We start from the raw sequence: 13,785 nt of genomic DNA, 5'->3' as shown, positions 1-13,785 counted from the left end.
CTAATTCAATAAGTTATGTGCAGTTCTATGAGAAAGAGGCCCATGATGCTCGGCATGATCGTGAAAAGCGTGTTTACCTTGCAACCGGGCTACTCGTTGCGGGCGCTGAACAACAAGCGCAAGTTGACGCTGCAGATTGCCAGGCAATGGCCTGAGCTGAATGCGTTCCTGCAGCGCATGACGGCGACGCTGGGCCCGCAAGGTTTGCAGCGGCTGGGGGTGGATTGCATCGGTGTCGTGCAGTGGCCTTACCTCAGCAAATGCTGGGAAGCCCCGCAGCGCCTGGAGGTGCTGGCTTCGCACTTCGAAGTGCTGGCCGGGCAGTTTCCGGCGCTGTTGCTGCTGGGGCGGGACGAAAGCCTGACGCTGTGCGAGCTGTCCAGCCATTCGCCGGGCTGCCGCCTGGTGCTGGACCGGCCGATCTGGTTCAAGCGCGAAGGCGAGTTGGTATTGAACCTGTTCCAGGGCGAACTGCGCGTGGCATCCCTGGCGTTCAGCCTGTGTCGCAGCCAGGGCGAGCTTTGCCTGTTCATCGGTGCCGTGCAGGGCATCCACAAGGGTGTCGACAGCGAAACCTCATTGGCCATCTACCGCGACCTGACCAAGGACTTCGAAGGGTTGCGCCCACGCAGCCTGCTGCTCGAGGCATTGAAGTGCCTGGCCAGGACCCTGGGCGTGGCACACCTGTATGCCGTCAGTGACGCCTGCCGCCACCATCGGCACGCTTATTTCGGCAACGACAAAGGCCAGGACCTGGCGGCCAATTATGACGTGATCTGGCTGGAGCACGGCGCTACTGCGTCGAACCATGCGGATTTCTTCGCCCTCCCGCTGGCCGCGGTACAGCGGGCGGAACAGGACATCCCGGCGAAGAAACGGGCGATGTACCGCCGCCGCCAGGCGTTGCTCGACGATGTTTTCACCCGCTTGCAGGCCACGTTGCCAGGCAGCGGTCACAACCTTGGACTACAAGGGAAACAGGAGGATGCACCTGACGAGGTGGCATCGGCGGGGCGCCGGCCGCCGGTAATCGACAGCCTGAAGTAACGGCCGGCCCTGCCACGGCAGGCCTGAAGGTTCATTACGCGGGTCTTGATCTGGATTCCTATGCGCATTGCTTATTTCATAAACCAGTACCCGAAGGTCAGCCACAGTTTCATCCGCCGCGAGATCCTGGCGCTGGAGCGCCAGGGGGTAGAGGTGCAGCGTATTGCCCTGCGCGGGTGGGACGCCGAGTTGCAGGATGCCGAGGACTCGAGCGAACAGGCCAGGACCCGCTATGTGCTGCAACGTGGCGTCAAGGGCTTGCTGGCACCGTCCTGGCAAGTGCTGCGCGCACAGCCGCGCCGGTTCTTCCAGGCGCTTTGGCTGGCCATGCGCCTTGGCCTGCGGGCCGACCGCGCCTGGCCCTACCACCTGGTCTACCTGGCCGAGGCCTGCCAGGTACTGCAGTGGTTGAAGGCTGGCGAAGCAAAACATGTGCATGCGCATTTCGGCACCAACTCCACCGAGGTGGTGATGCTGGCCAACGTGCTGGGCGGGCCAGCCTACAGCTTTACCGTGCACGGGCCGGAAGAGTTCGACAAACCGCAGTTCCTGCACATGGGCGAGAAGGTGCGGCGTGCCGCATTTGTCGCGGCGGTCAGCTCGTACGGGCGCAGCCAGTTGTTTCGCTGGGTGGCGCACGACCACTGGGCCAAGGTGAAGGTGGTGCATTGCGGCCTCGAGCGCAGCTTCCATGAGGTGGCGCCGGTCGGCGTGCCCACGGCGCCACGCCTGGTGTGCGTCGGTCGCCTGTGCGAACAGAAAGGCCAGCTGCTGTTGCTCGAGGCCGCGCGGGTACTTGCCGCCCGGGCGATCGCCTTCGAGCTGGTGCTGGCCGGCGACGGTGAAATGCGTGGGCAGATCGAGGCGTTGATTGCCCGGCATGGCTTGCAGCAGCAGGTGCGCATCACTGGCTGGATCAGCAGCGCACAGGTGCGCGAGGAAATCCTTGCGGCGCGTGCGCTGGTGCTGCCCAGCTTTGCCGAGGGGTTGCCGGTGGTGATCATGGAAGCCATGGCCTTGCGCCGGCCAGTACTGACCACCTATGTGGCAGGTATTCCCGAGCTGGTGCGGCCGGGCGAGAACGGCTGGTTGTTCCCTGCCGGCGCCGTGGACGAGCTGGCGGCGGCCATGGCCGACTGCCTGGCGCAACCTGCCGAAGCGCTGCAGCGCATGGGCGAGGCAGCCCGCCAGCGTGTGCTGCAACGGCATGACATCGATACCGAAGCGGCCAGGCTGGCCAGCTATTTCAAGGCATCCGCATGATGAGTGTATTGGCTTGGTTACTGGGCACGCTGGCGGCCATCGCCCTGTTGCCGGTGCTGCTGCTGTTGGTGCAGGTGCTGATGGCTTGCCTGCCAGCGCGCGCGCAGCCGTTGGGCAACAACGCTCGTCCGCAGGTGGCAGTGCTGGTGCCAGCCCATGACGAGGCCTCGATGATTCGTGCCACGCTGGCAAGCATTGCCCCGCAGTTGCGGCCAGGCGACCGCTTGCTGGTGGTGGCGGACAACTGCACTGACGACACCGCGCAACTGGCGCGCGAGGCCGGTGCCGAAGTGGTGGAGCGCCGCGATGCGCGGTTGCGCGGCAAGGGCTACGCCCTGGATTTTGGCGTGCGCCACCTGGCCAGCCAGCCGCCCGAGGTGGTGATCGTGGTGGATGCCGACTGCCAGGTGGATGAGGGGGCGATCGAGCACCTGGCGCGGCGCTACCGCGAGGTCGCTCGCCCGGTGCAGGCGCTGTACCTGATGCACGCATCGGCAGGGGCCGGGCTGGCAGTGCAGGTTGCCGAGTTCGCCTGGCGGGTCAAGAACCTGGTGCGCCCGCGTGGTTGGGCACGGCTGGGCCTGCCTTGCCAGTTGATGGGCGCCGGCATGGCGTTCGGCTGGCGTGACCTGGCCTTGATCGACCTGGCCAACGGGCATCTGGTGGAGGATGTGAAACTGGGCCTGGACCTGTGCCAGCAGGGCAAGCCGCCAGTGTTCTGCCCCGAGGCCGTGGTCAGCAGCCAGTTCCCTGCCAGCCAGCAAGGCTTGGGTAGCCAGCGCACCCGCTGGGAGCATGGGCACCTGAGCCTGATGCTGGCCGATGCGCCCAGGCGTGCGTTGGCCGCAGTCACCCAGCGTAACGGCAGCTTGCTGGCCATGACCCTGGACCTGCTGGTGCCGCCCCTGGCGTTGCTGGTGCTGAGCCTGCTCGGGCTCAACCTGGTGGCCTGGCTGGCGTACCTGCTGTTCGGCCTGGCGGCACCTGCCTGGATCGCCCTTTGCGCGCTGGCATTGCTCGGCCTTGCCGTCGCACTGGCCTGGGCGCGCTTCTGTCGCGAACTGATCCCGTTTTCCGTGCTGCTGTACGCGCCGTTTTACGCCGCAAGGAAGGTCCCCTTGTATCTGGGGTTCCTGATCAAGCGCCAGGTTGAATGGGTACGTTCGAAACGGGATGAAGACTGATGGCTGAATGGCAGAAACGTTGGAACACCCTTGTCGGCAAGCTGGAAGTGGTGGTGGATGCCACTGCCGCGCAGCGCCTGCTGGACAGGCTGAGCGCCCCGGAAGCCGCGACCGTGCTGGGCTTCGTCAATGCCCATGCAATGAACCTGGTGGTGCGCGATGGCGCCTGCCACCAGGCATTGTCGGCGGCCGACGTGCTGCTGCGCGACGGTTCCGGCATGGCGATCCTGTATCGCCGGCTGGGGCTTGAACCGGGGCTCAACATGAATGGCACCGACTTCATTCCTCGGCTCCTGGCCGCCTACCGTGGGCGGCGGGTCGCGTTCTGGGGCACCCGGCAACCTTACCTGGACCAGGCCGTGCAGCGCAGCACAGCCATGTTCGGGGTGGTGCCAGTGTCGGTCCACGATGGCTTTGCCAGCGTCGATACCTACCTGCAACTGGCCAGGGAGCAACAACCGGAGCTGATCGTGCTGGGCATGGGCATGCCCAGGCAGGAGGTTGTGGCGGCAAGGCTGGCAGCAACTGGCGGGCCGTGCCTGATTGTGTGCGGCGGCGCGATCCTGGATTTTCTCGGCGGCAAGGTCAGCCGGGCGCCCGAGTGGTTGCGGCGGTTGGGCGGGGAGTGGCTGTACCGACTGTTGCGCGAGCCGAAGCGTTTGTTCATGCGTTATGTGGTGGGTAACCCGTTGTTCCTGCTGCGTACCTTGCTGTACCGCCGCGACGGAGGGGCGGCCAGACACCCCGTATGAGCGGCAGAATCCGCGCACACTGATGGCGGATGGCTGCTACAGTGAGATCAATGGGTTGGGGCTGCAGGATTTCGCTTCACGGGCTTTGCATGAGCCGTTGTCAAGTCTTGCTGGTTTGTGGAAGGCACTTGCTGCGCGCAAATTGATGAGGTCTGAAATGGTTCTCGAGCCCAGAAGCAGTCGTTCCTTGCTGCAGAGAAGAAGCAGCGTAAGTAACGCCATTCAGGCCGGCCTCGATGGGATTGCAGTCACCGGTATTGCCTGGTACCTGATCTACGACCAGTTTGGCTACATCACCTCCGATTACGTGATCATGCTGCTGTTGCTGGTTGGCGCCCTGGCCGTCATCTACGATCATTATGCGATCTACCGTACCAACGTTGGCCTTTCCATCAAGGCTTTTCGGCTGTTCAAGGCCTGGTCGGCAACCTTTTGCTTCCTTGTGGTCATGGCCTTCCTGGCCAAGCAGAGCGAAACCTATTCGCGTCTGCTGGTGGTGCAGTTGTTCATCATTGGCTACATCGCCCAGTTGTTCCTGCACTTTGCCGTGCGTGAATTGCAAAAGCGCTTCACCGCCCATGCCCGCCTGGACAACGCCCTGATCATCGGCGCCGGTGACCTGGCCAACTTCCTGTACCAGAAAATCAGCAACAACCCCTGGTTCGGCGAGCGTGTGCTGGGCTGCGTGCTGATCGACAGCGCCGATGAGCCGGGGCGCGAAAGCGCCGACGGCAAGCAGCGCATGCCAGTACTCGGGCATGTTGCCGAGCTCGACGATGTCGTGGCCCGTTACGGCATCCGCACGGTGTACCTGGTGACTCCACTGGGTGGTTCCGAGGTCATCAATGATGTGTATTTCAAGTTGCTCGACAAGTGCATTGCGGTGAACTGGGTGCCGGATATCTTCTCGTTGCGCCTGATCAACCACAGCGTGCGGGAAATTGCCGGCATTCCCGTGCTGACCTTGTCGGAAACACCGCTGACGGGCATGAGCCTGTTCCTGAAGAACCTCGAGGACAGGGTGTTGGCGGCGCTGATCCTGCTGCTGGCATCGCCGGTGTTGCTTGCCGTTGCGCTGGCCATCAAGCTCGATAGCCGCGGCCCGGTGTTCTTCCGCCAGGAACGCACCGGCTGGACCGGGGAAGCGTTCCGCATCTGGAAGTTCAGGAGCATGCATGTCCATCAGCCGGAAGAGGGCGTGGTCAGGCAGGCGCAGAAGAATGACCCGCGGCTGACCCGGGTCGGCGCCTTCATCCGCCGCACCAGCCTGGATGAACTGCCGCAGTTGTTCAATGTGCTGACCGGGGAGATGTCGCTGGTCGGGCCAAGGCCGCATGCCTTGCAGCATGACACGCTGTATTCGCAGGACATCGTCGACTACTTTGCCCGCCACAATATCAAGCCTGGCATGACCGGACTGGCGCAGGTGCGTGGGTTCAGGGGCGAGACCAGGGATATCGAGCAGATGATCCAGCGGGTGGACTCGGACATCGAGTACATCAACAACTGGTCGCTGTGGCTGGATTTCGTGATTCTGGTGCGCACACTTAGCGCCTTTACCGGCAAGCAGGCCTACTGACGCACAGATCTCGCAAGCGCTCTGCGCACCCTGTGGGAGCGGGTTTACCCGCGAAGAATCCAACGCGGTGCATGGCACCGGCTGTGCCGGTGTTCGCGGCTAAAGCCGCTCCCACAGGGTCCCTGCCAATTCAATGAGTCATTTGCAGCGTGCAAGCGCAATTGGCTGGCCTAGTCCTTGTTCAGCGGGTGCAACTCCCTGAACCCCCGCGCTTCCTCCACCAGCCAGTCATGCACCGCCCGCGCCCCCGGCTGGTTCAGCCCGCCCGGCGGGTAATGCACCACATAGCGCTTGTGATTGGCGATCGGCACCCCGAACGGCACGATCAGCGCCCCGCGCTCCAGTTCGTCGTTGAGCAGCGTGCGCCGGGCAATCGCCACGCCAATGCCGGCAATCGCCGCCTCGATGGTCAGGTGGTTGCGGTTGAAGGTATGCCCGCGCCGCACATCCAGGCCGGCGGCGCCGATGCCCTCCAGGTAGAACTCCCATTCGGCATATTCCGAACTGCCGCGCCAGGCCGTGATGTCGTGCAGCAGCGGGTAGTGCGCCAGGTCTGCCGGCCCGTGCAGCGGCGGGCGCCCGCGCAGCAAGGTGGGGGAGCACACGGGGAAGATCTGCTCGTCCAGCAGCGGCGTCGAGAGCATGCCGGGGTAGCTGCCATCGTTCAGGTCGATGGCCAGGTCGAAATCGCCCGGGGTCAACGCCTGGGCACTGTCTTCGGCCACCAGGCGCAGCTCGATGTCCGGGTAGCGTTGCTGAAAGCGCGGCAGGCGAGGCGTGAGCCATTTGGCCAGGAACGACGGGATCGAGCGCAGGCGCAAGGTGCCGCGGATTTCCCCCGCGTCCAGGCGCAGCAGTTCCGCTTCGATGCTGCCGTAGGCTTCGGTCACCGTCTGCGCCAGGCGTTGCCCTTCGGCGCTCAGTTCCACACCGCGCGCCCGGCGCAGGAACAGCCGATAGCCCAGGCGTTCCTCCAGCTGGCGCATCTGTTGGCTGACGGCGCCCGGGGTGATGTGCAGCTCTTCGGCACAGCGGGTGAAGGACAAGTGCCGGGCCGCACAGGCGAACACGTGTAGCCAGACGAATGTCTGGCCATTGAGTTGTCGTCGCATCGTTTAGTACCACTAAAGCCTTGCTTAGGAAGTTTCGTTGGTCATCCATGAGCCAGCGCGGCAGTATCGCGCAAAATCGCAATACCGCTCAATTTCTCCAGATAACCGTGCTGCGGCTTCATACCCGGGCACGGTCAGGCATTAGCATGGCTATCAGTGTTTTCGACCTTTTCAAAATCGGCATCGGGCCGTCCAGTTCCCACACCGTCGGCCCGATGCGGGCGGCGGCTACCTTTGCCCAGGCCCTGCGCGAACAGGGGCTGCTGGCCCGGGCAAGCCGTGTCGAGGTGCGGCTGTACGGGTCGCTGTCGGCCACCGGGGTTGGTCACGCCACCGATCGCGCCTGCCTGCTCGGCCTGATGGGGCAGTGGCCGGACCGTATCGACCCGGCCACCATCGAGTCGCGCATTGGCCAGGTGATGCAGGAGCACTGCCTGATGCTCGATGGCAGCCACCCGCTGGAATTCGAGTACAGCCGCGACATGCTGCTGCTCGACGAGAACCTGCCGTACCACCCCAATGCCATGAGCCTGGAAGCCATGGACGGGCAGGGCAGCCTGTTGCGCCAGACCTACTATTCGGTGGGCGGTGGCTTTATCGTCGAGCAAGCCGAGATCGATGCGCCAGCCGTCGAAGCGAATGCGGTGGTGCTGCCGTACGAGTTCGACAGTGCCGCGCAGTTGCTGGCCTTGTGCAAGGCCCATGGCTTGAACGTGGCGCAGCTGATGATGGCCAACGAATGTGCCTGGCGCCCGGAGGCCGAGGTACGCGAGGGCTTGCTGCGGATCTGGGGCGCCATGCGTGAATGCGTCGACAACGGCCTGCGCAACGAAGGCATCCTGCCGGGCGGGTTGCACGTCAAGCGCCGCGCGGCGCGGCTGCATCGCAGCCTGCAGGAACTGGGCAAGCCCAACGTGATCGGTTCCACCCTCAGCGCCATGGAATGGGTCAACCTGTTCGCCCTGGCGGTGAATGAAGAGAACGCCGCCGGCGGGCGCATGGTCACGGCGCCTACCAATGGTGCGGCTGGCATCATTCCGGCGGTGCTGCACTACTACATGAAGTTCAACCCGGGCGCGTGCGACGCGGACGTGGTGGACTTCCTGCTGGCGGCAGCGGCGGTCGGCATCCTGTGCAAGAAGAACGCTTCGATTTCCGGAGCCGAGGTTGGTTGCCAGGGAGAGGTGGGCTCGGCCTGTTCGATGGCCGCTGCCGGCCTGGCCCAGGTGCTGGGCGCTACGCCGCCGCAATTGGAAAATGCCGCCGAGATTGCCCTGGAACACAACCTTGGGCTGACCTGCGACCCGGTTGGCGGCCTGGTGCAGGTGCCGTGCATCGAGCGCAACGCGATTGCTGCGGTGAAAGCGATCAACGCCGTGCAGATGGCGTTGCGGGGGGATGGCGAGCACTTCATCTCGCTCGACCGGGTGATCCGCACCATGCGTGATACCGGGGCGGACATGCATGCCAACTACAAGGAGACTTCGCGCGGCGGCCTGGCCGTTGCCTTCGTCGAATGCTGACGCGGTCAACTGTAGGAGCGGCCTTGTGTCGCGAAAGGGCTGCGAAGCAGCCCCAGCGATTTCACCTTGAATACGTGGATCTGGGGCCGCTCCGCGCCCCATCGCGACACAAGGCCGCTCCTACATGGACCAGTGAGGCTTTAGCGGGCTTTCTGCTTCGCTTCCAGGAAGCTCGCGCGCATGTCCTTGGCCCAGCCATCCAGCACCGGCTTGACGTCATTCAGGGTCAGCTGCGTGGTCTTGTTCTCCAGATCCTGCCCCGTGCCCTTGCGCACGACCTGGGCCAGCACTTTCTGGCTGGCACCATCGAGGAACGCAGCCTCCACGCCGACATCAACCTCCTGGTCACGGCCGCCCATGGCGGTGTTCACACCGGCTGAAATCAGCGCGATAGGGATGACCTCATAGGGCTTGAGGCCCTCGTTGCTGGTGGACACCGCAGTAATGGCCGGGCGCACCACGATCACGCCCGGGCCGGGGCCCTTGGCCAGCGGTACCACGCTGCCCATTTCACGGCGCAGCGCTTCGTTGAAGTAGCGGGTGATTTCCTGCAGCGTCTGCGCCGAGATGACCGCCGTCGGCTGCGGCCTGGGGTAGAACTGGCTGGGCTCGATGAACACCTGGCTGTACTGGTTGACGTTGACCTTGGGGTCGATCCAGCGCATCACCGGGTCACCCGACGGGCTCTTGGTTTCCTGCAGCCGGCTGTAATCCTTGAGGAAGCCGGAGTAGTCCTTTGGGTCCACGCGATTGCTGGAGCAGGCGGCCATGGTAAGCAGTGCGGCGCACAACAGGGTAATGCGGGGCAATGATTTCATGATGAAGATGCATCCATGATAGGTCGGCCAGAACAACGCTAGCAGGTGCGCGACAGTTGGCCAGTGGGCTGGTTCAATCTGTAGTGGGAATTGGCTGCGGTAATGTTCCCAGGCGCGCAAATTCCTACAGTGTCTTGGGACCTCGCTGGCTTTTCAGTTTCTGCCGCCCTTGGAAAACTATGCCCGTTAAGGAGCAGAAGTGCTGCGATTCGCGGGCAAAGTCTTTCTGGGTCTGCTCTGCCGGGCGTTGCAGGCGGGTGGAGGTACGGTGAGGACCGGCTTTGAAGCTGCTGAATATCATTAAAAACAAAGGGTTGCAGGTTATTCTTTGAGTCCTTTGTCTGATTTTTGAAAGTCCTTTAAAAACAGTTAATTACAGAATTTTTTAAAAAATTTCCTTTAACTTCCGATTCGCAGGCAAGCCCTCTGCCACATCAACCCAGCACCTCCCGCAGTCGATACCACAACATCCCCAGCGCCAGCAGCGGCGAGCGCAGTGCCTTGCCGCCGGGGAATGTCAGGTGTGGCACGGCGCTGAACACGTCCAGCCCCTGGCTGTGGCCGAGCGCGATGCTTTCGGCCAGCAGTTTCGCCGTCCAGTGCGTCACGTTCAGCCCATGCCCGGAATAGCCCTGGGCGTAGTAAACGTTGGGGTGCTGGCTGAGGCGCCCGACCTGGGGGAAGCGGTTGGCGGTGATGCCGATCATGCCGCCCCACTGGTAGTCGATACGCACGTTGGCCAGCTGCGGGAACACCTTCAGCACCTTGGGCCGCATGTAGGCGGCGATGTCCTTGGGGGCGCGGCCGGAATAGTGGCAGGCGCCGCCGAACAGCAGGCGCCGGTCTGCCGTCAGGCGGTAGTAGTCCAGGCCGACTTTCTGGTCGCACAGCGCCATGTTCTGCGGGATCAGGCTGCTGGCCAGTGACTCGGGCAATGGCTCGGTAGCCACCACGTAGCTGCCGGCCGGCAGCACCTTGCCGCTCAGGCGTGGTTCCAGTTCATCGAGGTGGGCGTTGCAGCCCAGCACCAGGCTGCTTGCCCGCACCTTGCCACGGGCTGTGTGCAGGGTCACGCGGGGGCCGTGCTCGATGCGCAGCACCGGGCTCTGCTCGAAGATGCGTACGCCCAGGCCGTGGGCGGCGCGGGCTTCGCCCTGGACCAGGTCAAGCGGGTGCAGGTGGCCCGAGCCCATGTCCACCAGGCCGCCGGCGTACTGCTTGCTGGCGACGATTTCATGCAGCTGGTCGGCACTGACCAGGCGGGTTTCAGGGCGATAACCGAGTGCGGCCAGGTCGTCCTGTTCGTCCTTGAATGCGGCGAACTGCGCTGGGGTATTGGCCAGTTCGCAGAAGCCCCAGCGCAGGTCGCAGGCAATGCCGTACTGGGCGATGCGGCTGGCCACCAGCGCTACCGAATCGATGCCGGCCTGTTTCAGGTACTGCACGCCGTCCTGGCCGACATGCCGGGCAAAGCCGCTGACGTCATGGCCGATGCCGCGAATCAACTGGCCGCCGTTGCGGCCGCTGGCGCCCCAGCCGATGCGCCGGCCTTCAAGCAGCACCACCGAGAGCCCGCGTTCGGCCAGTTCCAGGGCGGTATTGACCCCGGTCAGCCCGCCGCCGACCACGCACACATCGGCGCTCAGTTCGCCGTCCAGGCTGGGATAGGGCGCTGCATCGCGTGCCGTGGCGGCATAGTACGAAGCGGTGTGTTGGGTAGTGAAAGACATGGGCGTTCTCGACTCAGCGGTTGGACTTGATCTTGCTCCAGGAACGGGTCATGACGCGCATGATCTTCGGGCTCGGCGTGCTGGAGATGTACAGCTTGTCCAGCACGTCCTGGGGTGGGTAGATCTCGGGGTTTTTCACCAGCGACGCGTCCATGTAGGCCTGGGCATCGGGGTTGGCGTTGGCATATCCGACCGTGGCGCTGACCTTGGCGATCACCTTGGGATCGAGCAGGTAGTTGATGAACGCCAGGGCCTGTTCGGGGTTGTTGGCGTCCTTGGGGATGGCCAGCAGGTCGAACCACAGGTTGCTGCCTTCCTTGGGAATGCTGTAGGCGACTTTTACGCCGTTTTTCGCCTCCACGGCGCGGTTGGCGGCCTGGAACACGTCGCCGGAGTAGCCGAAGGCCACGCAGACATCGCCATTGGCCAGGTCGGAAACGTACTTGGAGGAGTGGAAGTAGGTGATGTAGGGGCGCAGTTCGAGCAGGCGGGCTTCCGCCTTGGCGTAGTCGGCCGGTTTTTCGCTGCGCGGGTCCATGCCCAGGTAGTTGAGCACGGCCGGGAACAGTTCGTCGGGCGAGTCCATGAACGCCACGCCGCACTGCTTGAGCTTTTTCAGATTCTCGGGCTCGAACAGCACCGCCCATGAATCGATATGGTCGACGCCCAGGGCCGCCTTGACCTTGTCGATGTTGTAGCCGATGCCGTTGGTACCCCACAGGTAGGGTACGGCGTACTGGTTGCCCGGGTCGTTCTGTTCAAGCTGCTTGAGCAGCTTGGGATCCAGGTGCTGCCAGTTGGGCAGCTTGCTGCGGTCTAGCGGCAGGAAGGCACCGGCCTGGGCCTGGCGTGCGAGGAAGTGGTTGGATGGCACCACCACGTCATAGCCGGTGCGCCCGGCCAGCAGCTTGCCTTCCAGGGTTTCGTTGGAGTCGAACACGTCATAGACCACCTTGATCCCGCTGCTGGCCTGGAAGTCGGCCACGGTGGTGTCGCCGATGTAGTCGGTCCAGTTGTACACGCTGACCGAGGGGGTCGCCTGGGTGGTGGTGGCGAACAGCAGGGTGAATGCGGCGGGGATCAGGGCTTGCAGATGACGCATGGGGACACCTCGTTGGTCTTGTTCTTGGAGTTCGGTGCAGGGGCTCGTGCCCTGTGGGAGCGGGTTTACCCGCGAATACGTCGTTGAATGCACCACAGCATTCGCGGGTAAACCCGCTCCCACAGGTACCGCGAAAAAGTCAGACGCTCAGCATCAGGAATTCACGCTCCCACGAGCTGATCACGCGCTTGTAGTTCTCATGTTCGGCACGCTTGACCGCCACGTACCCCTGGACGAACTGCTTGCCCAGGTACTGCTGCACGGTCTCGCAGTCTTCCATGTGCTGCAGGGCGTCCTCGATGGTGATCGGCAGGCGCAGGTTGCGCCGCTCGTAGGCACGGCCCTGCACCGGTGCGCTGGGCTCGATGCGCTCGACCATGCCCAGGTAGCCGCACAGCAGGCTGGCGGCGATGGCCAGGTACGGGTTGGCATCGGCGCCCGGCAGGCGGTTTTCCACGCGCATCGCCTCGGGGCTGGAGGTGGGCACGCGCAGGCCGGCGGTGCGGTTTTCTTCACCCCACTCGACGTTCACCGGTGCCGAGGTGTCCGGCAGGAAGCGGCGGAACGAGTTGACGTTGGGCGCAAACATCGGCAGCAGCTTGGGGATGTACTTCTGCAAACCGCCGATGTGGTACAGGAACAGCTGGCTCATGCTGCCGTCTTCATTGGCGAAGATCGGCTTGCCGGTGGCGATGTCGACCACGCTCTGGTGCAGGTGCATGGCACTGCCGGGCTCGTCGGTGATCGGCTTGGCCATGAAGGTGGCGGCCACGTTGTGCTTGAGCGCGGCTTCACGCATGGTGCGCTTGAACACGGTGATCTGGTCGGCCAGGTCCAGGGCGTCGCCGTGGCGGAAGTTGATCTCCATCTGCGCCGGGCCGTCTTCATGGATCAGCGTGTCCAGGTCCAGGCCCTGGATCTCGCACCAGTCGTAGACGTCTTCGAACAGCGGGTCGAATTCGTTGGCGGCATCGATCGAGAACGACTGGCGGCCGCTTTCGGCACGGCCGGAACGCCCCAGCGGCACTTGCAGTGGCAGGTCCGGGTCTTCGCAGCGCTGGGTCAGGTAGAACTCCATCTCCGGTGCCACGATCGGCTGCCAGCCTTTGTCGGCATACAGCTTGAGCACTTTCTTCAGCACGTTGCGCGGCGACAGCTCGATGGGGTTGCCTTGCTTGTCGAAGGTGTCGTGGATCACGATCGCGGTCGGCTCGATCGCCCACGGGATCTGGTACACGGCGCTCGGGTCTGGGCGGCAGACCATGTCGATGTCGGCGGCATCGAGCAGGTTGTAGTAGATGTCATCGTCAACGTAGTCGCCGGTGACCGTCTGCAGCAGCACGCTTTCGGGCAGGCGCATGCCACGCTCGTGGAGAAACTTGGCGGTGGGCGCGATCTTGCCGCGGGCGATGCCGGTCAGGTCGCTGATCACGCATTCGACTTCGGTGATCCGGTGTTCTTTCAGCCAGGTGGACAGCTGATCGAAGGGGGCGTTCATACAGACCTCTTGGTTGGGTTTTAGTGTGGGAGCAGGCGTGCCAGCGTAAACCGTTCTACGGTTTCGAAGGCGTCCCGCTTCCCAGGTGACGCGCTGGAGACTATCTTGGTCGCAGCCCGCATGGCTGATCTATCCACTTTCTCCGGCAATGAATGCACCAAAAGAGTGCAACTAGGA

General features: G+C 63.7%; 11 protein-coding genes. 6 read left to right on the top strand and 5 right to left on the bottom strand.

Annotation, left to right across the window (positions count from 1 at the left end):
* Nucleotides 1–42: 42 nt before the first annotated feature.
* The 5 genes from ABNP31_RS13700 to ABNP31_RS13680 all read left to right on the top strand — a co-directional run bounded on the left by ABNP31_RS13700 (nucleotide 43) and on the right by ABNP31_RS13680 (nucleotide 5,825).
* A complete protein-coding gene (locus ABNP31_RS13700; protein WP_238066374.1) occupies nucleotides 43–1,047 on the top strand; it encodes a VirK/YbjX family protein in 1,005 nt (334 codons plus the stop codon).
* Between the two features lie 60 nt (nucleotides 1,048–1,107).
* Nucleotides 1,108–2,310: a glycosyltransferase gene (locus ABNP31_RS13695; RefSeq protein ID WP_350012390.1), complete on the top strand. Its 1,203-nt coding sequence runs from the start codon at nucleotides 1,108–1,110 to the stop codon at nucleotides 2,308–2,310.
* Nucleotides 2,307–3,494: a glycosyltransferase family 2 protein gene (locus ABNP31_RS13690; RefSeq protein ID WP_085664784.1), complete on the top strand. Its 1,188-nt coding sequence runs from the start codon at nucleotides 2,307–2,309 to the stop codon at nucleotides 3,492–3,494. The genes ABNP31_RS13695 and ABNP31_RS13690 overlap by 4 nt, the downstream gene beginning before the upstream one ends.
* Complete coding sequence (locus tag ABNP31_RS13685; RefSeq protein WP_350012389.1) at nucleotides 3,494–4,246, top strand: WecB/TagA/CpsF family glycosyltransferase; 753 nt, start codon at nucleotides 3,494–3,496, stop codon at nucleotides 4,244–4,246. The genes ABNP31_RS13690 and ABNP31_RS13685 overlap by 1 nt, the downstream gene beginning before the upstream one ends.
* 157 nt (nucleotides 4,247–4,403) lie before the next feature.
* Nucleotides 4,404–5,825 carry an undecaprenyl-phosphate glucose phosphotransferase gene (locus ABNP31_RS13680; RefSeq protein ID WP_085664785.1) on the top strand — a complete coding sequence of 474 codons (1,422 nt, stop codon included), beginning with the start codon at nucleotides 4,404–4,406 and terminating at the stop codon, nucleotides 5,823–5,825.
* A gap of 170 nt (nucleotides 5,826–5,995) precedes the next feature.
* Here ABNP31_RS13680 and ABNP31_RS13675 read toward each other — a convergent pair whose 3' ends face one another.
* On the bottom strand, nucleotides 5,996–6,937 hold the full coding sequence (locus ABNP31_RS13675; protein WP_075046970.1) for a LysR substrate-binding domain-containing protein: 942 nt from the start codon (nucleotides 6,935–6,937) through the stop codon (nucleotides 5,996–5,998).
* Nucleotides 6,938–7,083: 146 nt separating this feature from the next.
* Here ABNP31_RS13675 and ABNP31_RS13670 point away from each other — a divergent pair, with 146 nt between their 5' ends.
* Nucleotides 7,084–8,460 (top strand): L-serine ammonia-lyase, encoded by a 1,377-nt coding sequence (locus tag ABNP31_RS13670; protein WP_085664786.1) that lies wholly within the window; start codon nucleotides 7,084–7,086, stop codon nucleotides 8,458–8,460.
* Between the two features lie 140 nt (nucleotides 8,461–8,600).
* Here the strand turns inward: ABNP31_RS13670 and ABNP31_RS13665 are convergent, their stop codons facing one another.
* The 4 genes from ABNP31_RS13665 to ABNP31_RS13650 form a co-directional block, all read right to left on the bottom strand.
* Nucleotides 8,601–9,278, bottom strand: a complete 678-nt coding sequence (locus ABNP31_RS13665) for a DUF3313 domain-containing protein (RefSeq protein ID WP_025339019.1) — start codon at nucleotides 9,276–9,278, stop codon at nucleotides 8,601–8,603.
* Nucleotides 9,279–9,712: 434 nt separating this feature from the next.
* A complete protein-coding gene (locus tag ABNP31_RS13660) occupies nucleotides 9,713–11,008 on the bottom strand; it encodes an NAD(P)/FAD-dependent oxidoreductase (RefSeq protein ID WP_238066371.1) in 1,296 nt (431 codons plus the stop codon).
* A gap of 13 nt (nucleotides 11,009–11,021) precedes the next feature.
* Entirely contained in the window at nucleotides 11,022–12,110 is a 1,089-nt protein-coding gene (locus ABNP31_RS13655) for a polyamine ABC transporter substrate-binding protein (protein WP_075045168.1), read from the bottom strand.
* 139 nt (nucleotides 12,111–12,249) lie between these two features.
* Nucleotides 12,250–13,608 (bottom strand): glutamine synthetase family protein, encoded by a 1,359-nt coding sequence (locus tag ABNP31_RS13650; protein ID WP_025339022.1) that lies wholly within the window; start codon nucleotides 13,606–13,608, stop codon nucleotides 12,250–12,252.
* Nucleotides 13,609–13,785 lie beyond the last annotated feature (177 nt).

The organism is Pseudomonas asiatica, assembly GCF_040214835.1.
Classification (GTDB): Bacteria; Pseudomonadota; Gammaproteobacteria; order Pseudomonadales; family Pseudomonadaceae; genus Aquipseudomonas; species Aquipseudomonas putida_Z.
The sequence above is the reverse complement of the archived record's forward strand: the minus strand, read 5'-3'. Positions and strand labels throughout refer to the sequence as shown.